21 protein-coding genes are annotated in these 24960 nt (G+C 54.4%); 12 read left to right on the forward strand and 9 right to left on the reverse strand.

Annotated elements, in window-relative coordinates; translation table 11 throughout:
• Nucleotides 1-197: 197 nt before the first annotated feature.
• Nucleotides 198-839 carry a trimeric intracellular cation channel family protein gene (locus WFO64_RS20095; protein WP_337013792.1) on the forward strand — a complete coding sequence of 214 codons (642 nt, stop codon included), beginning with the start codon at nucleotides 198-200 and terminating at the stop codon, nucleotides 837-839.
• Here WFO64_RS20095 and ligB read toward each other — a convergent pair.
• A complete protein-coding gene (gene ligB / locus WFO64_RS20100; RefSeq protein WP_337013793.1) occupies nucleotides 777-2528 on the reverse strand; it encodes an NAD-dependent DNA ligase LigB in 1752 nt (583 codons plus the stop codon). The genes WFO64_RS20095 and ligB overlap by 63 nt on opposite strands.
• A gap of 239 nt (nucleotides 2529-2767) precedes the next feature.
• Here ligB and gmk point away from each other — a divergent pair, with 239 nt between their 5' ends.
• From gmk to WFO64_RS20135, 7 genes are all read left to right on the forward strand, one after another.
• Nucleotides 2768-3391 (forward strand): guanylate kinase, encoded by a 624-nt coding sequence (gene gmk, locus WFO64_RS20105; RefSeq protein ID WP_337013794.1) that lies wholly within the window; start codon nucleotides 2768-2770, stop codon nucleotides 3389-3391.
• A gap of 54 nt (nucleotides 3392-3445) precedes the next feature.
• Nucleotides 3446-3721, forward strand: coding sequence for a DNA-directed RNA polymerase subunit omega (rpoZ, locus tag WFO64_RS20110; protein ID WP_003851346.1), 276 nt, complete (start codon nucleotides 3446-3448; stop codon nucleotides 3719-3721).
• Between the two features lie 20 nt (nucleotides 3722-3741).
• Nucleotides 3742-5850, forward strand: coding sequence for a bifunctional GTP diphosphokinase/guanosine-3',5'-bis pyrophosphate 3'-pyrophosphohydrolase (spoT, locus tag WFO64_RS20115; protein ID WP_337013795.1), 2109 nt, complete (start codon nucleotides 3742-3744; stop codon nucleotides 5848-5850).
• Between the two features lie 3 nt (nucleotides 5851-5853).
• Complete coding sequence (gene trmH, locus WFO64_RS20120) at nucleotides 5854-6552, forward strand: tRNA (guanosine(18)-2'-O)-methyltransferase TrmH (protein ID WP_337013796.1); 699 nt, start codon at nucleotides 5854-5856, stop codon at nucleotides 6550-6552.
• Nucleotides 6549-8627 carry an ATP-dependent DNA helicase RecG gene (gene recG, locus WFO64_RS20125; RefSeq protein WP_337013797.1) on the forward strand — a complete coding sequence of 693 codons (2079 nt, stop codon included), beginning with the start codon at nucleotides 6549-6551 and terminating at the stop codon, nucleotides 8625-8627. Before trmH ends, recG begins: the two co-directional genes overlap by 4 nt.
• A gap of 105 nt (nucleotides 8628-8732) precedes the next feature.
• Nucleotides 8733-10106 (forward strand): nucleobase:cation symporter-2 family protein, encoded by a 1374-nt coding sequence (locus WFO64_RS20130; protein WP_337013798.1) that lies wholly within the window; start codon nucleotides 8733-8735, stop codon nucleotides 10104-10106.
• Between the two features lie 118 nt (nucleotides 10107-10224).
• Nucleotides 10225-11904 carry an AsmA family protein gene (locus WFO64_RS20135; protein WP_337013799.1) on the forward strand — a complete coding sequence of 560 codons (1680 nt, stop codon included), beginning with the start codon at nucleotides 10225-10227 and terminating at the stop codon, nucleotides 11902-11904.
• Between the two features lie 32 nt (nucleotides 11905-11936).
• Here WFO64_RS20135 and fabY read toward each other — a convergent pair whose 3' ends face one another.
• The 5 genes from fabY to typA all read right to left on the reverse strand — a co-directional run bounded on the left by fabY (nucleotide 11937) and on the right by typA (nucleotide 16880).
• Complete coding sequence (gene fabY / locus WFO64_RS20140; protein ID WP_337013800.1) at nucleotides 11937-12884, reverse strand: fatty acid biosynthesis protein FabY; 948 nt, start codon at nucleotides 12882-12884, stop codon at nucleotides 11937-11939.
• Nucleotides 12885-12943: 59 nt separating this feature from the next.
• On the reverse strand, nucleotides 12944-13381 hold the full coding sequence (gene dtd, locus WFO64_RS20145; protein ID WP_337013801.1) for a D-aminoacyl-tRNA deacylase: 438 nt from the start codon (nucleotides 13379-13381) through the stop codon (nucleotides 12944-12946).
• Nucleotides 13378-14247: a virulence factor BrkB family protein gene (locus WFO64_RS20150; protein WP_337013802.1), complete on the reverse strand. Its 870-nt coding sequence runs from the start codon at nucleotides 14245-14247 to the stop codon at nucleotides 13378-13380. Before WFO64_RS20150 ends, dtd begins: the two co-directional genes overlap by 4 nt.
• Before the next feature lie 3 nt (nucleotides 14248-14250).
• A complete protein-coding gene (gene yihX, locus WFO64_RS20155) occupies nucleotides 14251-14847 on the reverse strand; it encodes a glucose-1-phosphatase (protein ID WP_337013803.1) in 597 nt (198 codons plus the stop codon).
• 209 nt (nucleotides 14848-15056) lie between these two features.
• Nucleotides 15057-16880, reverse strand: coding sequence for a ribosome-dependent GTPase TypA (gene typA / locus WFO64_RS20160; RefSeq protein ID WP_337013804.1), 1824 nt, complete (start codon nucleotides 16878-16880; stop codon nucleotides 15057-15059).
• 437 nt (nucleotides 16881-17317) lie between these two features.
• Here typA and glnA point away from each other — a divergent pair, with 437 nt between their 5' ends.
• The 3 genes from glnA to glnG all read left to right on the forward strand — a co-directional run bounded on the left by glnA (nucleotide 17318) and on the right by glnG (nucleotide 21332).
• Nucleotides 17318-18727 (forward strand): glutamate--ammonia ligase, encoded by a 1410-nt coding sequence (gene glnA / locus WFO64_RS20165; RefSeq protein WP_337013805.1) that lies wholly within the window; start codon nucleotides 17318-17320, stop codon nucleotides 18725-18727.
• 138 nt (nucleotides 18728-18865) lie between these two features.
• Nucleotides 18866-19915: a nitrogen regulation protein NR(II) gene (gene glnL / locus WFO64_RS20170; RefSeq protein ID WP_337013806.1), complete on the forward strand. Its 1050-nt coding sequence runs from the start codon at nucleotides 18866-18868 to the stop codon at nucleotides 19913-19915.
• A gap of 7 nt (nucleotides 19916-19922) precedes the next feature.
• Entirely contained in the window at nucleotides 19923-21332 is a 1410-nt protein-coding gene (gene glnG, locus WFO64_RS20175) for a nitrogen regulation protein NR(I) (protein ID WP_337013807.1), read from the forward strand.
• A gap of 41 nt (nucleotides 21333-21373) precedes the next feature.
• Here the strand turns inward: glnG and hemN are convergent, their stop codons facing one another.
• Nucleotides 21374-22747 (reverse strand): oxygen-independent coproporphyrinogen III oxidase, encoded by a 1374-nt coding sequence (gene hemN / locus WFO64_RS20180; protein WP_337013808.1) that lies wholly within the window; start codon nucleotides 22745-22747, stop codon nucleotides 21374-21376.
• 233 nt (nucleotides 22748-22980) lie between these two features.
• Complete coding sequence (gene yihI / locus WFO64_RS20185) at nucleotides 22981-23505, reverse strand: Der GTPase-activating protein YihI (RefSeq protein ID WP_337013809.1); 525 nt, start codon at nucleotides 23503-23505, stop codon at nucleotides 22981-22983.
• Nucleotides 23506-24055: 550 nt separating this feature from the next.
• Here yihI and yihA point away from each other — a divergent pair.
• Nucleotides 24056-24691, forward strand: a complete 636-nt coding sequence (gene yihA / locus WFO64_RS20190; protein ID WP_337013810.1) for a ribosome biogenesis GTP-binding protein YihA/YsxC — start codon at nucleotides 24056-24058, stop codon at nucleotides 24689-24691.
• Nucleotides 24692-24776: 85 nt separating this feature from the next.
• On the opposite strand, the gene WFO64_RS22625 is transcribed toward yihA, so the two are convergent.
• Nucleotides 24777-24824 (reverse strand): spot 42 RNA, inhibition of DNA synthesis, encoded by a 48-nt coding sequence (locus WFO64_RS22625; RefSeq protein ID WP_071892919.1) that lies wholly within the window; start codon nucleotides 24822-24824, stop codon nucleotides 24777-24779.
• Between the last annotated feature and the right edge of the window lie 136 nt (nucleotides 24825-24960).

Consider the following 24960-nt stretch of genomic DNA (forward strand, 5'->3'; position numbering starts at 1 on the left):
GCAAACTCTTTGGACGTTGTTTACTTTCAATTTTCTCATGCGTCTATCGCAGACCCTTTGCAAAAAAGTCTTTCTATGCTGACGCCGGGGCTGGCTGGTATAAACTGCGCTAATCCCGGACGTCGATCGCCAGAAAACCTCAGTCGCCGTCTCTTAAGCAATGCCGTATCCTTGCCGCCGTCTTACTGGAGTCTGCTATGTTACTGACTGTTCTCTATATTATTGGTATTACTGCTGAAGCCATGACTGGTGCGCTGGCGGCAGGTCGTCGCAAAATGGATTTGTTCGGTGTCATCATTATCGCGTCAGTGACCGCCATTGGTGGCGGTTCAGTGCGTGACATCCTGCTCGGTCATTATCCGCTGGGCTGGGTGAAACATCCTGAATACATCATGATTGTGGCGGTCGCGGCGGTGGTGACCACTTTCCTGGCGGCGGTGGTGACCACTTTCCTGGCGCCCCTCATGACGCACCTGCGCAAAGTGTTCCTGGTGCTTGATGCGTTGGGACTCGTGGTCTTTTCCATTATCGGCGCCCAGGTTGCGCTTGATTCAGGACACGCCATGATTATTGCTGCGATCAGCGCAGTCATTACCGGCGTCTTTGGCGGCGTGCTACGTGACATGTTCTGTAATCGCATTCCGCTGGTGTTTCAGAAAGAACTCTACGCCGGTATCGCTTTCGCCTCTGGCTGGATGTATATCCTGCTGCTGAAAACCACGCTGGCGCATGAAGCAGTAATCATCATTACCCTGCTGTTCGGATTTTTCGCCCGTTTACTGGCGCTGCGCTTCCGTCTCGGTTTGCCGATTTTCAACTATCCCCATCCCGAGCATTGAGGATGCAGGTATACCCTGCTGTTGCAGGAACGCGATCAATGCCTGTAATCGGGCATCATGAAACTGCGTAACCAGGCGCTTAGCCAGCGCCGCGCCGACACCCGGTAAAGCTTGCCAGGCCACAACATCCCGCTGCATTAAGCTCTCCCATTGCTGATCGGGAAGCGTATTCAGGGCCTTGCGTGGGAGTGAAACACCTAAGGCATCCACCCAACGACGAAGCGGCTGCTGACGGGTGAGATTAAAGCGGTGCCAGAGCTGACCAGCCCGTTTCGGAGAGAGACCCGTTGCGACGGCAATCTGTTCCGGAGTTAACATCAGCCAGCCAAACAGGTGCGTCACACTGCCGCTTTCCAGTAAGCGCAGCCAGGTACTTCGCTCAACGCCCGGAATGTTCAGCACCGTTTTCTGGCTGAGCCAGCGTAATTTTGCCACTAGCTGCTTCTGGCACTCTGCGCTGAAGGTATAACAACTCAGCGGCGTGTAACGCGACGCGTCGGGAGGCTGAGGATAGTGCCGTTCTGCTACTCGCCAGATAACCCGTTCCAGGCGGGGAATACCTTGGCCCGCCAGACTCAACGTAATCAAATCGCCCGCGACGATATCACTCTCCTGCCAGCGACGCAGCGATCCGACATTGACCCGCCTGACCGTCTTATCATCCAGCTGCACCGGTTGCAGGTTAAGTACCACGGCTATTTTTCCGGTTCTGCCGACTGGAAAATCGACGGAGAGCACTTCTGCGCTGACTTCAGGAGGCTGATACTTCCAGGCAGCGGCCCATGTTCCCTCTCCCGGCAGCCAGTTTTTGCCCGCAGGACGCAGGCTTTGATGAACCACGACACCGTCAGTCACAAAGGGCAACGCAGCATGAAACCAGCGCTCCCGCCAGGCGGCGACTTCCTCTTCGTCTTTAACACTGTGGCTCCATTTTGCGGCAATGCCCAGTCCCCAGCGGCTGAGTTGCTGAAGGCGTTCCGTCATCGTGGCGGGGCCATCAGGCCAGGCCCAGATAAAAACATCGAGCGCATCCAGCAGAGAAACCCGCTGTTTGCTCATCATGGCCCCAGCCACCTTTGAGCGCGCATTTTTACCGCCATCAATCGCTTGTCGATGACCGGTCATCGACAGAAACAGCTCGCCCTGCAGCACAACCTCATCGAGCCCGGTTTCGATATTAAGAGGAATCGCAGGGATCCAGGCCGCTTTAGCCAGCCACTCCTCACCGCGTAATCCATCGCCACGACTCAACAGCGAGACCAGCCTGCCATGGCGATACACCAGTGAAACGGCAATGCCATCGACTTTAGGCTGGACCCAGAGATCACGCCGCCCCTGCATCCAGTAAGCCAGTGTCAGCTTGTCGCGCATCTTTTTTACGCCAGTGTGGGCAACTGGATGCAGGTGCTCACCATTGGCTGGCAGTTGGGGTGCGTAAGCGGGCTGCGAAGGACTAAAGCAGTGCTGCCACTGATTCAGTCGCTGCTGCAGACTGTCATAATCCGCATCAGCCACCGGACTCTGCCCCTGACGATAGTAAGCATCATCCCAGTCTTGCAGTTGCTGTTGCAGACGGCGGATTTCCTCTGTCGCGCGGGTGGGTGTCCAGACCGGACAAACGGCGCTATGCGCAGGCCATATAGCGATCCACAGAGCAGCCGCAAAGATTGACCAGCCGAATCCTGTCATAATCTCTCTCCTGACGTTTTGCAGCATTCAACACGCCTGCTTTAGCGTCAGCCAGAGATAATGTGCAGTTACGGAAGAGGTGCCGTTGCAATCAGGGAGTCATTACATTGATCCAACAGACTTTTGCGCGAAGATGCGCAAAAGTTGGGTGTTGCCGCTGCGCAAACGCTGCGTGGCCACGTGAAGCTGTGTATACTGTGCAGGAAATCGACTCCGCTTTTAATCAATTCAAGAAAACCATGGCTCAAGGCACGCTCTATATTGTTTCTGCTCCCAGCGGCGCAGGTAAATCCAGTCTGATTCAGGCACTGTTAAAGACCCAGCCGTTATATGACACGCAGGTCTCTGTTTCGCACACGACGCGCAGTATGCGTCCGGGTGAAACCCATGGAGAACATTACTTTTTTGTTGAAAAACATGAGTTTGAGAAGATGATCGCGGAAGAGGCTTTCCTCGAACATGCCAACGTTTTCGACAACTACTACGGTACCTCGCGCCATGCTATTGAGCAGGTGTTGGCAACCGGCGTTGACGTGTTTCTCGACATCGACTGGCAGGGTGCGCAGCAAATCCGCACCAAAATGCCTGGCGCGCGCAGCATCTTCGTTTTGCCGCCTTCGAAAGAAGAGCTCGATCGCCGTCTGCGCGGTCGTGGCCAGGACAGCGAAGAGGTGATCACGCGCCGCATGGCTCAGGCAGTAGCGGAAATGAGCCACTACGCCGAGTATGACTATTTAATTGTGAATGATGATTTTGATCTGGCGCTGTCCGACCTTAAAACCATTATTCGCGCAGAACGTCTGCGTATGGCGCGTCAGAAGGCGCGTCACGATGCTTTAATCAGCAAACTGTTGGCAGTCTGAATACAGTTTCAGTATGATGCGCAGTCATTTCTTCATCTGTGGAGTAGCACACCTATGGCACGCGTAACCGTTCAGGACGCAGTAGAAAAAGTTGGTAATCGTTTTGACCTGGTGTTGGTCGCTGCACGTCGTGCACGTCAGATGCAGGTAGGCGGCAAAGATCCGCTGGTTCCGGAAGAGAACGACAAACCTACCGTTATCGCCCTGCGCGAAATCGAAGAAGGTCTGGTCACCAATCAGATTTTAGATGTGCGTGATCGTCAGGAACAGCAAGAGCAGGAAGCCGCTGAGTTACAGGCCGTTACCGCTATCGCTGAAGGTCGTCGTTAACAGCCACCTGCAGGTCGCCCTTGTATCTGTTTGAAAGTCTCAATCAACTGATTGAAAAATACTTGCCAGAGGAGCAGATCAAGCGCCTCCAGCAAGCCTACCTTGTTGCACGTGATGCCCACGAGGGACAGACACGCTCCAGCGGTGAGCCTTATATCACCCATCCGGTTGCCGTGGCCTGTATTCTGGCGGAAATGAAGCTCGACCATGAAACCCTCATGGCCGCGCTACTGCATGACGTGATCGAAGATACGCCCGCCACTTACCAGGACATGGAACAGCTGTTCGGTAAAAGCGTAGCGGAGCTGGTCGAAGGTGTTTCAAAGCTGGATAAGCTGAAATTCCGCGACAAGAAAGAGGCGCAGGCAGAGAACTTCCGCAAGATGATTATGGCGATGGTGCAGGATATCCGCGTCATTCTCATCAAGCTGGCTGATCGCACCCACAATATGCGTACCCTCGGATCTTTACGCCCGGACAAACGTCGCCGCATTGCGCTGGAAACGTTAGAGATTTATAGTCCGCTGGCGCACCGACTGGGTATTCACCATCTTAAAACAGAGCTGGAAGAGCTCGGTTTTGAGGCCCTCTATCCGAACCGTTATCGGGTGATTAAAGAGGTGGTGAAAGCCGCGCGCGGTAATCGTAAAGAGATGATCCAGAAGATTCTGTCTGAGATCGATGGCCGTTTGCAGGAAGCGGGCATTCCGTGCCGCGTCAGCGGTCGTGAAAAGCACCTTTACTCGATCTACCGCAAAATGACGCTGAAAGAGCAGCGTTTTCACTCGATCATGGATATCTACGCCTTTCGCGTCATTGTGAAAGATCTGGATACTTGCTATCGCGTTCTGGGCCAGATGCACAGCTTGTATAAGCCGCGTCCGGGTCGGGTCAAAGATTACATCGCCATCCCCAAAGCCAACGGCTATCAATCGCTCCATACCTCAATGATCGGTCCGCACGGCGTGCCGGTCGAAGTACAGATTCGCACCGAGGATATGGATCAGATGGCGGAAATGGGGGTCGCTGCGCACTGGGCTTATAAACAGGCGGGCGAAAGTGGCACTACCGCACAGATCCGCGCCCAGCGCTGGCTGCAAAGCCTGCTGGAGCTTCAGCAAAGTGCAGGCAGTTCGTTTGAATTTATTGAAAGTGTGAAGTCCGATCTTTTCCCTGATGAGATCTACGTCTTTACGCCTGAAGGCCGCATTGTTGAGCTGCCAACTGGTGCGACGCCGGTGGACTTCGCCTATGCGGTTCACACCGATATCGGCCATGCCTGCGTCGGCGCACGCGTTGACCGTCAGCCTTATCCGCTGTCGCAGACCCTGACCAGCGGTCAGACAATTGAGATCATCACCGCGCCAGGCGCCCGTCCTAACGCCGCCTGGCTGAACTTTGTCGTCAGCTCCAAAGCCCGCGCCAAAATTCGCCAGCTTCTGAAAAACCTCAAGCGCGAAGACTCAGTTAATTTGGGTCGCCGCCTGCTCAGCCATGCGCTGGGCGGTAGCCGTAAACTGGCTGAGATCCCGGCTGAGAATATCAAGCAGGAGTTGGATCGCATGAAGCTGACCTCGCTTGACGATCTGCTGGCGGAAATCGGTCTGGGCAATGCGATGAGCGTGGTGGTGGCGAAAAATCTGCTGCAGGCTGACAGTAACGCCATCAGCAGTCACAGCAAACGCGGTAAACTGCCGATCAAAGGCGCAGATGGTGTGTTGATTACCTTCGCCAAATGTTGCCGACCAATTCCCGGTGACCCAATTGTTGCCCATGTCAGTCCCGGCAAAGGGCTGGTGGTGCATCACGAATCCTGTCGGAATATTCGCGGCTACCAGAAAGAGCCGGAGAAATTCATGCCGGTCGAGTGGGACATAATCACCGAGCAGGAGTTCGTGGCGGAAATCAAAGTGGACATGTTTAACCATCAGGGCGCGCTGGCTAACCTGACGGCTGCAATCAATACTGCCGGTTCCAATATTCAGAGCCTGAATACCGAAGAGCGTGATGGCCGCGTCTATAGCGCTTTTATCCGCCTGACCGCACGCGATCGCATCCATCTGGCGAATATTATGCGGAAAATTCGCGTGATGCCGGATGTGATCAAAGTCCACCGTAACCGTAATTAGTGCATGAACGATCAACGTTTTGCCCGAATTCAGGCGATGCTGGCACTGCGCCAGCACGATCTCACGGTCTGTATGGAGCAGGTGCATAAACCGCATAATGTTTCCGCGGTGATCCGCACGGCTGACGCCGTTGGTATCCACGAAGTGCATGCGGTCTGGCCGAGCCAGCGGATGCGCACTCAGGCTTCCGCTTCTGCCGGGAGCAACAGCTGGGTGAAAGTGGTTACTCATCCCACTATCGGTGACGCCGTAAAACAGCTCAAACAACAGAAGATGCAGGTTTTAGCTACCCATCTCTCCGCTGATGCCGTTGATTTCCGTGAGATCGATTATACCCTTCCGACCTGCATCCTGATGGGGCAGGAAAAAACCGGTATTACCGAGGAAGCACTGGCGCTGGCTGATCGGCAGATCGTGATTCCAATGGTGGGTATGGTGCAGTCGCTGAATGTCTCGGTCGCCTGCGCGTTGATCCTCTATGAAGCACAGCGGCAACGGCAGAACGCAGGACTGTACCTGCGCGACTATAGTCTGCTGGACGACGATGAGCAGCAACGCTTACTGTTCGAAGGCGGATTCCCGGTGCTGGCGCGGGTCGCAAAACAAAAAGGTTTACCCTATCCGCGCATCAATGCGCAGGGCGAAGTCGACGCCGATCCCAGCTGGTGGGCAACCATGCAATCGACCGGTATAAGACGATGAAAGGCCGTCTGCTGGATGCCATCCCGCTCAGTACCCTGACCGGCGTCGGTGCCAGCCAGACAGCAAAACTGGCCAAAATTGACCTGCATACCATTCAGGATCTCCTGCTTCATCTCCCGCTACGCTACGAAGATCGTACCCAACTCTATGCCATTGATGATCTGCTGCCCGGTATCTGGGCCACAGTAGAAGGCGAAGTCCTGCACACTGACATCACTTTTGGTCGCCGGCGGATGATGGTGTGTCAGATAAGCGATGGCAGCGGCGTACTGACGATGCGCTTCTTCAATTTCAATGCCGGGATGAAGAACAACCTGTCGCCGGGCCGTCGCGTCACCGCGTATGGTGAGATTAAACGTGGTCAGCGCGGCGCCGAGATTATTCATCCCGAATACCGGATTCAGGGCGAACAGAGCAATGTAACGCTGGAAGAGACCTTAACCCCGGTTTATCCCACTACCGAGGGTATTCGTCAGGCCACGCTGCGTAATCTCACCGATCAGGCGCTGACGCTGCTGGAGAGCTGTCCGATTGCCGAACTGCTGCCGCAGGAACTGAGCAGCGGTTTAATCAGCCTGCCGGATGCGCTCCGCACGCTGCATCGTCCACCACCCGATCTCAGACTTAGTGAGCTGGAGAGTGGTCGTCATCCGGCACAACGCAGGTTGATTCTGGAAGAGCTGCTGGCGCACAACCTCAGCATGCTGGCAGTGCGCGCCGGCGCACAACGCTATTACGCGTTACCGATGACTCCGCGGCACACTCTTAGCGATCAGCTGCTGGCAGCGCTGCCTTTCTCACCAACCAATGCGCAGAAACGCGTGGTGGCGGAGATAGAAACAGATCTGGCGAATGACTTTCCGATGATGCGGCTGGTGCAGGGTGATGTCGGCTCGGGTAAAACACTGGTGGCCGCGCTCTCTGCGCTGAATGTTATCGCACATGGTAAGCAGGTCGCGCTAATGGCACCGACCGAACTGCTGGCTGAACAGCACGCCAGTAACTTCCGCCAGTGGTTTGCGCCATTGGGCATCGAGGTTGGCTGGCTGGCTGGAAAACAGAAAGGCAAAGCCCGCCAGGCCCAGCAGGAAGCGATAGCCAGCGGTCAGGTGGCGATGGTGGTGGGCACCCACGCTCTGTTTCAGGAGCAGGTGCATTTCAACGGTCTGGCATTGGTCATTATTGATGAGCAGCATCGGTTTGGCGTCCATCAGCGACTGGCACTGTGGGAAAAAGGCGAAGAGCAGGGTTTCCACCCGCATCAGTTGATCATGACCGCCACACCGATTCCACGCACGCTGGCGATGACCGCTTATGCCGATCTCGATACCTCAACCATCGATGAGCTGCCGCCGGGACGTACACCGGTGACTACCGTAGCAATCCCCGATACCCGACGCGATGAAATTGTGGCGCGGGTTGAGCATGCCTGCCGCGAAGGGCGCCAGGCCTATTGGGTCTGCACCCTGATTGAAGAGTCAGAATTGCTGGAAGCACAGGCGGCAGAAGCCAGCTGGGAAGTTCTGAAAACGGCACTGCCCGATCTAAATATCGGACTGGTACATGGCCGGATGAAGCCAGCAGAAAAACAGGCAGTGATGCAGGCGTTTAAAGCAAATGAACTGCAACTGCTGGTGGCGACAACCGTGATTGAGGTCGGGGTGGACGTACCCAATGCCAGCCTGATGATTATCGAAAACCCGGAGCGGCTAGGGCTGGCGCAGCTGCATCAGCTGCGGGGCCGTGTTGGACGTGGTGCCGTGGCATCGCACTGTGTGCTGCTCTACAAAGCGCCGCTGAGCAAAACGGCGCAGAAGCGTTTACAGGTACTGCGCGACAGCAATGACGGCTTCGTCATTGCCCAGTTCGATCTGGAGATTCGCGGGCCGGGTGAACTGTTGGGTACGCGTCAGACCGGCAACGCTGAATTTAAAGTGGCCGACCTGCTGCGCGACCAGGCGATGGTGCCAGAAGTTCAGCGTGTGGCGCGCCACATCCACCAGCACTATCCCGAGCAGGCCAGCGCACTGATTGAACGCTGGCTGCCGGAGAACACCCGCTATACTAACGTCTGAGTGAACCCTATCTGATTCGGCCTTTTTTATCCTCGCCGGGCAAACGATTGCTTTTAGCCTGCGGATGATTACAATCGCCACACTATTTTTCGGGAAGAACAGAAGATGTCCACCAATCCGCAGCCAGACCAGCCTTCCGCCACGCAAAGCGAACTGATTTACCGTCTTGAAGATCGTCCCCCCCTGCCGCAAACGCTGTTTGCCGCGGGTCAGCATCTGCTGGCGATGTTTGTCGCGGTCATTACGCCAGCGATCCTGATTTGTCAGGCGCTGGGCCTGCCCGCAGAGGATACCCGCCACGTAATCAGCATGTCGCTGTTTGCATCGGGCGTGGCATCACTGCTGCAAATCAAAACCTGGGGGCCAGTGGGCTCAGGTTTGCTGTCAATTCAGGGCACCAGCTTCAACTTCGTTACGCCTTTGATTATGGGCGGTATGGCGCTGAAAAATGGTGGCGCTGACGTTCCCACCATGATGGCGGCGTTGTTTGGCACACTGATGGTGGCGTCCTGTACCGAAATGGTGCTGTCTCGCGTATTGCACGTGGCACGCCGGATTATTACGCCACTGGTTTCCGGGATCGTCGTGATGATTATCGGTCTGTCACTGATTCAGGTAGGGCTGACCTCAATTGGTGGCGGTTTCAGCGCGATGAACGATCATACCTTTGGTGCGCCGAAAAATCTGATGCTGGCAGGCGCCGTGCTGCTGGTGATCGTGCTACTTAACCGGCAGAAAAATCCCTACCTGCGTGTTGCGTCTTTGGTGATTGCCATGGCAGTCGGCTATCTGCTGGCCTGGGCGATGGGCATGCTGCCTGCAGCTGGCATCCCCGCTGATCAGCCGCTGATCGTGGTGCCAGCCCCGCTCTATTACGGACTAGGCTTCGACTGGAATCTGCTCATCCCGCTGATGCTGGTGTTTATGGTGACCTCCCTGGAGACCATCGGCGATATCACCGCTACCTCAGATGTGTCAGAGCAGCCGGTAAGCGGACCACTCTATATGAAACGCCTGAAAGGCGGCGTGCTGGCTAATGGCCTCAACTCCTTTGTCTCCGCGCTGTTTAATACCTTTCCTAACTCCTGCTTCGGTCAGAACAATGGTGTGATTCAGTTAACCGGCGTTGCCAGCCGCTACGTAGGTTTTGTTGTCGCGCTGATGCTGATTGTGCTGGGGCTGTTCCCGGCGGTCAGCGGGCTGGTGCAGCTTATCCCTGAACCGGTACTCGGCGGCGCCACCATTGTGATGTTCGGCACTATCGCCGCCTCGGGTGTTCGCATTGTGTCACGCGAGCCGCTTAACCGTCGCGCCATCATGATTATCGCGCTGTCGCTGGCTGTTGGACTGGGCGTTTCTCAGCAGCCGCTGATCCTGCAGTTTGCGCCTGACTGGCTGAAAACCCTGCTCTCTTCCGGCATTGCAGCGGGCGGTATTACCGCTATCGTACTCAACCTGATTTTTCCGCCTGAGAAGTAAGATCACAGGCAGGCTTCGGCCTGCCTGCTAATTATTCGGATTTACATCCAGGCTGTTGAGCTGTAACGGTAATTCAGGCATAACAACCTCTCACCGGATTTAACTCGGGAAGGATGCTATGAAATTTCTTGGAAAGTTTTTCCTCACCTTACTTTTGCTGCTGCTTTTCACCCTGGTCGTGATCTATGTTCTGCTGCAGACACAGTGGGGTGCAGGCTGGTTTAGCCGTTGGGTGAGTGACAAAACCGAATGGCATCTCTCCCTGAGTAAAATTGAACACAATTTCTCCTCTCCCTCTCACATCATTCTGGATGACTTCAGCTTTGGTCACGATGGACAGCCTGCGGTTTTGGTGGCGAAACGGGTCGATCTCGGTCTGGCACTGATTCAGTTCAGCGATCCGCTGCATTTCAGCAGCCTTGAGCTTCGCGATGGGGAAGTGAATCTGGCCAATCTGTCGCCCGCTAGCGCGCTACCGATTCAGGCGGATCGCCTGCAACTCAATAATGTGCGTATCGACAGTCCCAACAGCGCGTTACCGCTGTTTGCTCAGCAGGTTAATGGCGGCATTCTGCCATGGAAGCCCACCGCCAGAGATATGTTGGGTCGCGATGCCCGCTTCCAGATGAGTGCAGGCAGCATGACGCTGAACAATGTTCCGGGTAAAAACGTCCTGATTCAGGGAAGCGTTTCCCAGGGCCGGATGCGCTTTGACAATATTGGTGCTGATCTGGCGCGTGGCTCCATGACCGGCAATGGTGAGCGCGATGCTCAGGGCAACTGGAAAATTAATCAGCTGCGACTGAACGACATTCGTCTGCAGACCGCCAGCAGCCTGAAAGATTTCCTGCGTAGCCTGCAGGCTGTCCCCTCGATTGCCATTACACGGCTTGACATGACCGATGCCCGACTGCAGGGGCCTGACTGGGCAGTGACGGATCTGGATCTGACGCTGAGAAACGTTAACTGGCAGGGTGATGACTGGCAGAGTAACGATGGTTCGCTGGCGCTGAATGCCAGCAATTTTATCAACGGTGGATTCGAACTTAATGACCCCATCGTTAACCTGGATTTCTCACCGCAGGGCGTGGCGCTGACGCAGTTCAGTTCACGCTGGGCGAATGGGGTGATTCGGGCTGACGGTGACTGGTCACGTAACGATAAACGCCTGACGCTGAAACATCTAGCCGTTGCCGGACTGGAATATACCCTGCCGCAGGATTGGCGCGACCGCTGGCAGGCGACACTGCCCGCGTGGCTGGATAGCGTAGAGGTAATGCGTCTCACCTCTAACCGTAACCTGATTATCGACATTAATCCGGCATTTCCCTTCCAGCTGACCTCACTGGATGGCACCGGCGAAAACCTGCTGCTGGCGCAGCAGCACCAGTGGGGGATCTGGTCGGGTAAGCTCAGCCTGAACGCGGCAGAGTCGACCTTTAACCGCACCGATCTGCGTCATCCATCGATTGCGCTGAGTGCTGACCACCAGCAGATTCAGGTTACCGAGCTGAGTGCGTTCAGTAATAAGGGCCTGCTCGAAGGGACTGCCACCTTAGGCCAGCAACCAGCCCGTCTGCTGACGCTGCAACTGACAGGTCGTGCTGTGCCAGTGAATGTGTTGCAGAACTGGGGATGGCCCGCGTTGCCATTAACCGGTGACAGCAATATGCAGTTGCAACTGAGCGGAGCATTAACCGCCGATCAGCCACTGCGCCCCACGATTAATGCCCGTTTGTCGGTGACAACCGACAATCAGCAGGTGCAGCAGACGATGCAGGCAGGTGAAGTACGTTAACAACATCAGGGCCGCGGGTGCGGCCCTGATGATTAATTGATACACGCGCCAGAACCGCCCTCTTCCAGCGGCCCGTCTGGATCGGCGGGCAAGACGATATAGACCCCTTCAAACACAGCGCCGCACTCATCATTGCCGAAAAGCTCCACCTCAAGCTGCACACGTGCTTTGCGTCCGCGCGCCAGGCGGTCGAGATCGCCGCTTAATGAGCCCAGGTCGGCAATCGCGCCAGGTCGTCCGCTGATTGGGTGGCTGTAGCGAATGTGCGCATCCGCCAGAATAATAGTGCCACCGAGATGGCGCTCGCGCAGCAGCAGCCAGATCAACCCCCAGCCGGTCAGCGTTGCCAGTGAGAACAGGCTGCCAGCGAACAGCGTCTGATGTGGATTCTGATTGCCTGCTTCAGGCATGGTGGTAATAAATTTCTGCCCGGTAAATTGCAGAATACGGACACCCATCTTTTCGCTAAGCGGGATGTGGTCATACCAGGCCTGTTGCAGCTGACCGCACCAGTCAGCACGATGCAGGATATCATCGAGCGTCACCACTGGTTTTATCATCAGAAAGTGGCGTACCGGCGTCGTCTGCGGCGCGGTAATCTCGCCCTGATTGACGTAGCCGAGTTTAGCAAAGAAAGCGACTGCATCTTCGCGGGCGCTACAGGTTACCCGCTTAGCCCCTTCCTGACGCGCCACCGACTCCAGCGTCATCGCCACCAGCGTACCCAGCCCTTTGCCCTGCACAGAAGGGTGAACGGCCATGAAGCGGATAGCGGCCTCATTGTCGGCATTAATATAAAGACGACCGATGGCGACCGGATTACCCTGCTCATCAACCACCATCTGATGATGTGCCAGGGCATCCCAGGCGTCACGTTCCGACCCCTGCGGCTGACGCAGAGGTTTACGCAACATCTCCCAGCGGAACTGATAATAGATATCCAGCTCTTCCGCCGTCTGTGGCACGCGAAGGTGATACATATAATGTTTCTCCCGTTCGGAGCTTGCGTGGCCTGTTCCCTGCCGCTCAGCTGACGACCTCACACCTGCAACCAGAACGTCACAGGACCATCATTGACCAGCGAGACCTGCATGTCTGCAGCAAAACGGCCGTTCGCCGTGGTGATGCCCTGCTGGCGACAGCAGTCGCTGAAGTATTCATAAAGACGTTCGGCCTCAGCAGGCTCAGCGCCACCCGAAAAGGAGGGGCGCATCCCTTTTTGCGTATCTGCGGCCAGCGTAAACTGCGACACCACCAGCACACTTCCGCCCGCCTGGCGAATACTCAGGTTCATTTTCCCCTGCTCATCACTAAAAATGCGATAGCCCAATACGCGTTCTGCCAGACGTTCCGCATGCGCGCTGTCATCGCCCTTTTCCACACCCAGCAGAACCAGTAATCCAGTACCAATTTCACCGGTCACTTCCTGCTCGACGCTGACGCTAGCGCGCTGCACGCGTTGAATCAATGCAATCATGTTTCCTCGCGTTGTTCTTCTCTGTGCTGCTGTTTTAACTGCCGGTAGTCGGCTAGCGCAACGGTAATTTCCGCGCCTAACAACACAATACACCAGGTCCAGTAGACCCAGAGGAACAGAATGGGGATCACGGCCAGTACACCGTAGATCAGCTGATAAGAGGGGAACATAGTAACATAGAGCGCAAAGCCCTTTTTACCCAGCTCAAACAATGCTCCCGCCACCAGCGCGCCAATCAGCGCATCGCGCGGCGGCACCCGCTGGGTGGGAACAATGCTGTAGAGCAACCAGAAGGCGAGCCACGACAGCAGGAGCGGAAAAAGGCGCAGCATCTGATCGACCAGGCTGGTAACACCGGTAGCGTTAATCCAGCGCAACGACAGCAAATAGGAGCTGATCGCCAGACTGGCTCCCGCCAGTAGCGGGCCGAGCGTCAGGATCATCCAGTAGACCGCAAAGGAGTAAACCATCGGTCGCTTCTTGTTGCTGCGCCAGATAGTATTTAACGCGGTATCGACCGAATGCATCAGCAGTAAGGCGGTAACGATCAGGCCCACCGCCCCGACCGCCGTCATCCGGTTTACGTTAGCGACAAACTGCTCAAGATAGCGTTGCAGCGTGTTACCTGCGGCTGGCATCAGATTGTTAAAGACAAACTGCTTCAGCTGCACGCTGATATCAGAGAAGACCGGAAACGCCGCAAACAGGGCAAACACCACCGCAATCAGCGGCACCAGCGCCAGCAGTGAAACATAAGCCAGATTACCGGCCTGTGTCGTCATGCCATCCTCATCAATGCGTTTCCACAACAGCCTGAGCCACAACCAGAAGGCATGCAGCCCGGGACGAAATTTACGTGACATCATGAGTTACTGTTGACCTGCAAACCAGTTGAGTACCGTTTTACTGTCAGTAACCAGTACACTTTCAATACCCAACACCTGGGCCGCCTCGATGTTCTGTGGATTATCGTCAAAAAATACCGACTGATCGGCAGTCACACCTTCTGCGTCCAGCACATGCTGATAAATCCGGGCTTCCGGTTTACGCATGCCCAACTCCTGAGACAGATAAAGCTTGTCTGCCGCCTGCTGCACGTCCGGATACTGTGTCGGCCAGAATTCGCAATGCAGTTTGTTGGTGTTAGAGAGGATCACTACCCGATGGCCTTCCAGCCGCAGTCGGTTCATCAGCGCCAGTGTTTCTGTACGCACGTCGACGAATACCGCCTGCCACCCAGCGGTAAACTGTTCATAGCTCAGCGCGATTTCCAGCCTTTCACACAGGGCCAGCGCGAAATCCTCATCGCTGATCTCGCCTCGTTCGTGTTGTTCAAACACCTCATCCATCTGGAAATGGCTTTGCAGCGAGGCCAGCGGCACACGACTAAGGTCACTCCAGACACCCAGCACGCGGTTAAAATCGATATCGATAATCACATTGCCCAAATCAAAGATATACAGCATGGTGTGTCTCCTTCTGTTCCCTGGAGTATTCACTCTAGCGGCAAAAGTGCAGGCTGAACAGGCAGTCGCGGAGAGAAAAGCGTAAACGCCAGAAGGCGGGTAAAAAGCGCGGCATAACACACGAATATTCGCTGGCCCGGCTGGAGAAGCCGGAATTTCAGGCAAAAAAAAGCCCCGCATGCGGGGCTCTTTATTGTTTAAAAACACAATTATGCGTCTTTAGGACCACGTGATGCACGTTTACGGTCGTTTTCAGTCAGGTGACGTTTACGGATACGCACTGACTGTGGTGTAACTTCTACCAGTTCGTCATCATCGATGAACTCGATCGCCTGCTCAAGAGTCATCTTGATTGGCGGAACCAGCGTCGTGGCTTCATCAGTACCTGAAGCACGCATGTTGGTCAGTTTCTTACCGGTCAGACAGTTAACTGTCAGGTCGTTAGAACGGCTGTGAATACCGATGATCTGGCCTTCATAGACTTCTGCACCGTGACCCAGGAACAGCTTACCGCGGTCCTGCAGGCTGAACAGTGCAAACGCAACCGCTTTACCCTGACCGTTAGAGATCAGTACGCCGTTCTGACGCTGGCCTACATCACCCGCACGAATATCATCGTAGTGGCTGAAGGTCGAGTAGAGCAGACCGGTACCGGAAGTCATGGTCATGAATTCGTTACGGAAGCCGATCAGGCCACGGCTTGGGATCACGTAGTCGAGACGTACGCGGCCTTTACCATCCGGATCCATATTTTTCAGATCGCCCTTACGCTCACCCATGGCTTGCATGACTGAACCCTGGTTATTCTCTTCGATATCCAGCGTCACGTTCTCGAATGGCTCTTGTTTACGGCCATCGATTTCGCGGAAGATAACTTTCGGACGGGATACCGCCAGTTCGAAACCTTCACGACGCATGTTTTCGATCAGAACTGACAGATGAAGCTCACCACGACCTGATACGCGGAACGCGTCAGCATCTTCGGTTTCTTCAACGCGCAGTGCCACGTTGTGAACCAGTTCTTTATTCAAACGCTCAAGGATCTGACGTGAAGTCACGTACTTACCTTCTTTACCGCAGAACGGTGAGGTGTTGACGTTGAAGAACATGGTTACTGTTGGCTCATCGACGCTCAGTGCTGGCAGCGCCTGCACATTCTGTGGATCACAGATGGTGTCAGAGATGTTCAGCTCGCCCAGACCGGTGATAGCAATAATATCGCCTGCTTCAGCCAGATCGCTGTCGATACGCTCAAGACCCAGGTGAGTCAGGACTTTACCGACTTTACCGTTACGGGTTTTGCCTTCGCTATCGATGATAGTGACTTGTTGGTTAGGCTTAACTTTACCGCGTTTGATGCGGCCGATGCCGATCACGCCCAGGTAGTTGTTATAGTCCAGCTGAGAGATTTGCATCTGCAGTGGGGCGTCAGCCTCAACCTGCGGAGGCGCAACGTGGTCAACGATCGCCTGATACAGCGGGGTCATATCGTCAGCCATGTCGGTATGCTCAAGGCCTGCAATACCATTCAGCGCAGAGGCGAAAATGATAGGGAAGTCGAGCTGTTCATCAGTGGCATCCAGGTTAACGAACAGGTCAAATACCTGATCAACAACCCAATCCGGACGCGCACCAGGGCGGTCTACTTTGTTGATAACCACAATCGGCTTCAGACCATGCGCGAACGCTTTTTTGGTCACGAAGCGGGTTTGCGGCATAGGGCCATCCATCGCATCTACAACCAGCAGCACCGAGTCCACCATGGACATGACGCGCTCAACTTCACCACCGAAGTCGGCGTGTCCTGGGGTATCAACGATGTTGATACGGTAGTCATTCCACTTAATGGCGGTGTTTTTTGCGAGGATGGTAATCCCACGCTCTTTCTCCAAATCATTGGAGTCCATCACGCGCTCTGTTGCTTCGGTACGGGCATCAAAAGTACCGGATTGTTGCAGCAGTTTGTCAACCAGGGTGGTCTTTCCATGGTCAACGTGCGCGATGATGGCGATGTTACGCAAATTTTCGATCACAGCTTTGCCTCAGGCATTAGAAATAGCGCGCTATTGTACACGGATTAAGCGGAAGACTGAACACGATCACACTTTTCACTGCAAGTTTATTGCATTGACGCAAATTCGCTCTGTTCCCGGTGCAGAAAATGCACTAAGTTGGTCTTTTGCACCAACTTAGTGCCAAAGGATCATCACAAAGCACCTTTATGGTGCAATAAAACCATCGTAGTGCAGCCACCTTATGACAATAAGGTGCATCACAAGGCGATTTAAGCAACATCAAAAAAGTTGGCACAGAATTCGCTTTGTCTTACATAAGCGCAAACGCCAGTCATATGTCGGTTGAAGAGCGTACCGGAATGAGGTTGGTCAGGGAGTTATTTTCCCGCAACACGCCGGAAACGACGTTTCCTCGCCATGTAGATAATGAAAGACCATTTCCAGGAGAGTTGAGTATGTCCGCTGAACACGTTCTCTCGATGATGAACGAGCATGAAGTTAAGTTTGTTGACCTGCGTTTTACCGATACCAAAGGTAAAGAACAGCACGTTACGATACCTGCTCACCAGGTTAACGCTGACTTCTTCGAAGAAGGCAAAATGTTCGATGGTTCGTCTATCGGCGGCTGGAAAGGCATTAACGAATCAGACATGGTGCTGATGCCTGACGCCACTACGGCGGTCATGGATCCTTTCTTCGAAGACTCTACGCTGATCATCCGTTGTGACATTCTTGAGCCAGGCACCATGCAGGGTTACGATCGCGATCCACGCTCCATCGCTAAGCGCGCTGAAGATTTCCTGCGCTCTTCCGGCATCGCTGATACCGTGCTGTTTGGACCCGAGCCCGAATTCTTCCTGTTCGATGACATACGTTTCGGTTCCTCGACTTCTGGTTCACACGTTGCTATCGACGATATCGAAGCGGCATGGAACACCGGTAAAGAGTACGAAGGCGGTAACAAAGGTCACCGTCCAGGGCTGAAAGGCGGCTACTTCCCGGTTCCACCGGTTGACTCATCACAGGATATCCGTTCTGCCATGTGTCTGACCATGGAGCAGATGGGCCTGGTTGTTGAAGCGCATCACCACGAAGTGGCGACGGCGGGTCAGAACGAAGTGGCAACCCGCTTCAATACCATGACCAAAAAAGCGGACGAAATTCAGATCTACAAATATGTCGTCCACAACGTTGCGCACGCTTACGGCAAAACCGCGACCTTTATGCCGAAGCCGATATTTGGCGACAACGGTTCAGGCATGCACTGCCATATGTCACTCTCTAAAGGGGGCCAGAACCTGTTCGCCGGCGATAAGTACGGCGGTCTGTCTGAAATGGCGCTATTCTACATCGGCGGTATCATCAAACACGCTAAAGCGATCAACGCCCTGGCGAACCCGACCACCAATTCTTACAAGCGTCTGGTCCCGGGTTATGAAGCACCGGTTATGCTGGCTTACTCTGCCCGTAACCGTTCAGCCTCTATCCGTATCCCGGTTGTTGCCAGCCCGAAAGCCCGTCGTATCGAAGCGCGCTTCCCGGATCCAGCGGCTAACCCATACCTGGCCTTCACCGCACTGCTGATGGCTGGCCTGGATGGCATCATCAACAAAATCCATCCTGGCGATGCGATGGACAAGAACCTGTATGACCTGCCACCGGAAGAAGAAGCTGAGATTCCAAAAGTTGCAGGCTCTCTGGAAGAAGCGCTGAATGCACTGAATGAAGACCGCGAGTTCCTGACCCGCGGCGGTGTATTCACTGACGAATCGATCGATGCTTACATCGAACTGCGTAAAGCAGAGATGGATCGTGTTCGTATGACGCCACACCCGGTTGAGTTTGAGCTCTACTACAGCGTTTAACTGGTCAGACGTTTTTGTTGCCGTGGAAACTTTTAGCCCATCTTCGGATGGGCTTTTTTCTCCGCGAATTCACTGTTCATTTACCCTGTTTCCGGCTTAAAGACTAAAATGCACCTGGTTAGTGCAGAGGAACGTTGTATGGCAACTGGCTCTCTGCCCGATGCAGGGCAGATTCTCAACGCGTTAATCAACAGTATTTTGTTGGTGGATAACGATCTGGTTATTCATTACGCCAACCCGGCGGCGCAGCAATTACTGGCGCAAAGCTCACGCAAACTGTTCGGCACGCCGTTACCGGAGTTAACCGGCTACTTTTCGCTGAATATCGAGGTAATGCGCGAGAGTCTTGAGGCTGGCCAGGGATTTACTGACAGTGAAGTCACGCTGGTGGTAGATGGTCGCGCACACATTATGTCGCTGACCGCCCAGCGGTTACCTGATGGCTTAATTCTGATGGAAATGGCGCCGATGGATAATCAGCGTCGCCTCAGTCAGGAGCAGTTACAGCACGCCCAGCAGGTCGCCGCTCGCGATCTGGTTCGCGGCCTGGCCCATGAGATTAAAAATCCGCTGGGTGGATTGCGCGGCGCGGCACAGCTTTTATCTCGCGCCCTGCCCGATCCCTCGCTGAACGAATATACCAAAGTGATTATTGAACAGGCCGACCGGTTGCGGAATCTGGTAGATCGTCTGTTAGGGCCACAGCAGCCGGGCATGCACATCACCCAGAGCATTCATCAGGTGGCCGAGCGGGTGGTCAATCTGGTGTCAATGGAACTGCCGGAGAATGTCTCACTGGTTCGGGATTATGATCCCAGCCTGCCGGAATTGCCGCACGACCCCGATCAGATCGAACAGGTGCTGCTTAATGTGGTCCGCAATGCGCTTCAGGCGCTGGGCGACGATGGCGGCACCATTGTTATCCGCACCCGCACAGCTTTCCAGCTGACGCTGCACGGCTCGCGTTATCGCCTGGTGGCACGTATTGATATTGAAGATGATGGCCCCGGCATTCCGGCCCAGCTGCAGGATACGCTGTTTTATCCGATGGTCAGCGGACGTGAAGGCGGTACCGGTTTAGGCCTCTCCATCGCCCGTAGCCTGATTGATCAACATTCAGGAAAAATAGAGTTTAACAGTTGGCCGGGACACACCGAATTCTCGGTTTACCTGCCTATTCGCCAGTGAGGTTTCTATGCAACGAGGGATAGTCTGGATCGTCGATGACGATAGCTCCATCCGCTGGGTGCTTGAACGCGCGCTCACTGGAGCCGGTTTGAGCTGTGCGACCTTTGACAGCGCAAGAGAAGTGCTGGATGCCCTTTCAACCAAAACCCCGGACGTTTTACTGTCAGACATTCGCATGCCCGGTATGGATGGACTGGCGCTGCTGAAACAGATTAAACAGCGTCACCCGATGCTTCCGGTCATCATAATGACGGCGCATTCTGATCTGGATGCCGCTGTCAGCGCCTATCAGCAGGGTGCCTTTGATTACCTGCCTAAACCGTTTGATATCGATGAAGCCGTTGCGCTGGTAGAGCGTGCTATCAGTCACTATCAGGAGCAGCAGCAGCCGCGTAATCAGCCGGTCAGCGGACCGACCACCGACATCATTGGTGAAGCACCCGCCATGCAGGATGTGTTCCGCATCATCGGGCGGTTGTCGCGCTCTTCGATTAGTGTACTGATCAACGGCGAGTCAGGCACCGGTAAAGAGCTGGTGGCCCATGCGCTGCATCGCCACAGCCCGCGCACCAAAGCACCCTTTATTGCACTGAACATGGCTGCGATTCCTAAAGATTTGATTGAGTCAGAACTGTTTGGTCACGAGAAAGGTGCCTTTACCGGGGCGAACCAGATTCGTCAGGGCCGTTTTGAGCAGGCTGATGGCGGTACACTGTTTCTGGATGAGATCGGTGATATGCCGCTGGATGTGCAGACGCGTCTGCTGCGCGTGCTGGCCGATGGCCAGTTTTATCGCGTTGGTGGCTATGCGCCGGTCAAAGTGGATGTGCGTATTATCGCGGCTACCCACCAGAATCTGGAGTTACGCGTTCAGGAAGGAAAGTTCCGTGAGGACCTGTTTCACCGTCTGAATGTGATTCGCGTGCATCTGCCGCCACTGCGTGAGCGTCGTGAGGACATTCCGCGTCTGGCGCGTTATTTCCTGCAGGTGGCGGCCCGAGAGCTGGGTGTGGAAGCGAAGATTCTGCATCCGGAAACCGAAACAGCGTTAACGCGGCTGCACTGGTCAGGTAACGTGCGTCAGCTGGAGAACACCTGTCGCTGGCTGACCGTGATGGCTGCGGGTCAGGAAGTACTGATTCAGGATCTGCCTGGGGAGCTATTTGAATCCAGCACCCCGGAGAATCCGGTGCAGTCGCTGCCTGACAGCTGGGCAACGCTGCTGGCACAGTGGGCCGATCGCGCTCTGCGTTCCGGTCATCAGAATCTGCTGTCAGAAGCACAGCCGGAGATGGAGCGAACGCTGCTCACTACTGCGCTGCGTCATACGCAGGGCCACAAACAGGAAGCGGCACGTTTGTTGGGCTGGGGACGAAACACGCTGACGCGCAAGCTCAAAGAGCTGGGCATGGAATAAGCGGTTCAATACGGGCTGGTGTAGTCTGCCAGCCCGTTTCTTCAGATAACGCGGGAGAACTGCTGCTGACGCGCTTTCTGACGCAGATAGCGATCAAAGCACATGCAAATATTGCGGATCAGTAACCGGCCAATGCCCGTCACCTCCAGCCCCGTAGCGGTTTGTTCCACCAACCCATCGGCTATCAACGGTTTCAACAGCGCCAGGTCCTCAGAAAAATAGTCGCTGAAGCGAATGCCCCATTGCGCTTCTGTCGCGGCGAAATTCAGCGAGAAGTTACAAATCAGCGTTTTTATCACGTCCCGACGCAGGCAATCATCGTCGGTCAAGGCGATGCCACGCCACAAGCCATTTCCCTGCTGTTCCACATGACTGTACCAGGTGTTGAGGTCTTTCTGGTTCTGCGCATAACTGTCGCCAATCATGCTGATGGCAGAGACGCCAAGCCCCAGCAAATCGCTGTCGCCCTGCGTCGTGTATCCCTGGAAATTTCGATGCAGCTGCCCTTTGCGCTGCGCGATGGCCAGTTCATCCTGCGGCTTCGCAAAGTGATCCATCCCAATGAACTGGTAGCCCTGCTGAGTCAGGGTTGCGATGGTCTGCTGTAAAATATCCAGCTTTTGCTGAGCCGATGGCAGTTCATCCTCTTTGATTTTTCGCTGTGCCGCGAACATCACCGGCAGATGCGCATAGTTAAAGACGCTAAGACGATCCGGGCTCAGCGCCAGTACCCGCTCCAGCGTCCAGGCGAAGCTGGCGGGCGTCTGGAGAGGCAAACCATAAATCAGATCAATGCTGGTCGAGCTGAAACCCTGCTCACGGGCACGCGCCATCAGGCCGAAAATCACCTCTTCATCCTGTACCCGGTTGACCCGCTCCTGCACCGATTTGTTGAAGTCCTGCACCCCCATGCTCAGACGATTGAATCCCAGCGATCGCAGGTGATCAATCACATCCAGCTCAATCTCCCGGGGATCAACTTCGATCGACATTTCGGCATCATCGGCCACGCTGAAATGCTGCTTCAGTAAACCCACCAGCCTGGAAATCTGCGCATTGTCGAGGAAGGTTGGCGTGCCGCCGCCCCAGTGAAGCTGCATGACCTGCCGCTGACGAAACAGTGGCGCGCGCTGAATAATCTCCTGCTCAAGCACATCCAGATAGCGATCAGCTTTATGGCGCTGACGCGTCACAATCTTGTTGCAGCCACAGAAGTAGCAGAGACGATGGCAAAAGGGGATATGGACATAGAGCGACAGCGGACGATCAGGGTAACGCGCCACAGCACGCTGGAAATCAGTTTCCGCGTAGTGCTCGCTGAACTCCAGCGCAGTGGGATAAGAGGTGTAACGCGGGCCAGCATAATTATACTTTTCAATTAATGCCTGATCCCACTCAATCTGCTGCGATGGCATGCTCACTCCTTCCGGTGACATCGTCTGAGAGAAGGTCGCGAAGAAGAAGAGATGAAAGGTGAGCGGGATGAGACCCGACGTAAACGTTGCTTCAGACGCGACAGGCGTCGTAGTTTAAACAATAACCACAGCAGATAAAATGTCGCCAGCAGCGCGAAAATTGATCCAGGCCAAAACATTGTTGTTTATCTGATAAGCGCGGCATGCGGTTCCCGCATGCCGATCAAATTTGCTTAGTTACCTTTTAGCAGACGGTACATATCTTCTTCTGCCTGATCATCTTCGGCATCATCCATCACAATGCCTAACTGCTCCATCAGTTCGTCGATACGATCCAGCGAGGCATCCAGCCAGCCCTGATCTTCTGCCGATAGCGTTTCGCCATTTTCCAGCCGATCCAGCAGCATATCCAGACGCTCGTCATTTTCCAGCTTCGCCAGCTCTTCTTCTGGTGTCAGGCGTACTTTCTTTTCTGCTGCCGGTTTTTCCGCGCTTTTCTTTGGCTTAACGGCTGCGGTTTTCCCGTCAGCAACCAAGGCCACCGGTTTTTTACTCCCGATACGCGGATCTTTAGGGCTGTTAGCCTGACGTCCGCCGTTACTTTCGGGCGCAGCTGGATTAGCACGGCTGCCCGATGCATGTCCGCGATGCTTTTTATCACGTTTGCGATCGCGTGCCTCATGGTTGATATCGTCACGCGATTTGCGTTTGGCTTTAACGGCAGGTTTGCCGTGAGCAGCTCGTGCAGGTTGCTTCATAGTATTCGGTCCCGGCTTTTTTTATTCAGTATAGAATTGCGGCGAAATCTAGCAGAAAGTAGACAAAGAAAAAAGGCGACAGCTCAAGCTGTCGCCTTATTTCATACCTTCACAAGAAGGAATCATGTTTTAAATCCTTTTCGGCTCGTAACATCCCGGTTAATCCCGCGCCTGCTCAACTCCTGAGCTTTTCCTTATCCCTGTCTGGCCGTATCCCTGACCTATTCCATTCCACCGCTCATTGCCATCCTGACATCCCTGAGCGCATCATCCTGATGTGTGCTGCCGTGCACTGCACATTAATGTAGACCAACGGGTAAAAGCCTCAAGTCAGCGTCAAAAATAGTTAGCTCAAAAAAAGAGCATTTATCAGTAATTATTTGAATTATATTGTTTTTTATTTTCATTAATTAACGTAAAAAGAGAAATAACCCGCAGCGTTAATGGCAAATCTCTTACAAACGTTGTTACCGAGATACGATTGGGCACTTTCGCGTCATAACGCGTATAATCGCCGCCATTGCCTTAATGCGTTTTCTGGAGTGTCACCTTGTCTGAATTGAATTATCACGTTACCCACTTTGTCATGAGCGCGCCGGATATCCGTCATCTGCCTGCTGATACCGGAATTGAAGTGGCTTTTGCTGGCCGCTCAAACGCGGGAAAATCGAGTGCGCTGAATACGTTAACCAATCAGAAGGGCCTGGCGCGTACCAGTAAAACACCGGGACGTACGCAGCTGATTAACCTGTTTGAAGTAAAAGAAGGTAAGCGTCTGGTCGACCTGCCCGGCTACGGTTATGCCGAAGTACCGGAAGAGATGAAGCTGAAGTGGCAGCGTGCATTAGGGGAATACCTGCAAAAACGCCAGGCCCTGAAAGGGCTGGTCGTGTTAATGGATATTCGCCATCCGCTGAAAGATCTCGATCGACAAATGATTCAGTGGTCCGTGGAAAGCGACATTCCGGTTCTGTTGCTCCTTACCAAAGCCGATAAACTCGCTTCAGGCGCCCGTAAAGCGCAGCTGAACGTTGTGCGTGAAGCCGCCCTGAGTTTTGTCGGTGATGTACAGGTAGAGCTCTTCTCATCGCTGAAGAAAATCGGTGTGGATAAGGTTCGTCAGAAGCTGGACAGTTGGTTTAATACGCTTGAACCGGCGGTTGAGGGTCAGGACGCGGAAGAGTGAGTGGCGCCCCTGTGCCGTTGAAGCGGGCGGTACAAAAAGCCCAATAAAAAACGCCCCAGTCACAGAATGACTGGGGCGGCTAAATTCAGCCAAATCCGATTACGTGAAGTAAAAGGTCTGAAAGATAGAACATCTTACCTCTGTACCCTACGCGACGAACTTTACCTGATTTTCTGTGCGTGACAAAGGCTTTTTTGTTGCTTACTTACATCAAACAGGACTTTTTTTACCATACTCGTCACAAAAATAGCGTTGCGATGTAGTTAAAT

The organism is Pantoea sp. AS142 (genome assembly GCF_037152305.1).
Classification (GTDB): Bacteria; Pseudomonadota; Gammaproteobacteria; order Enterobacterales; family Enterobacteriaceae; genus Pantoea.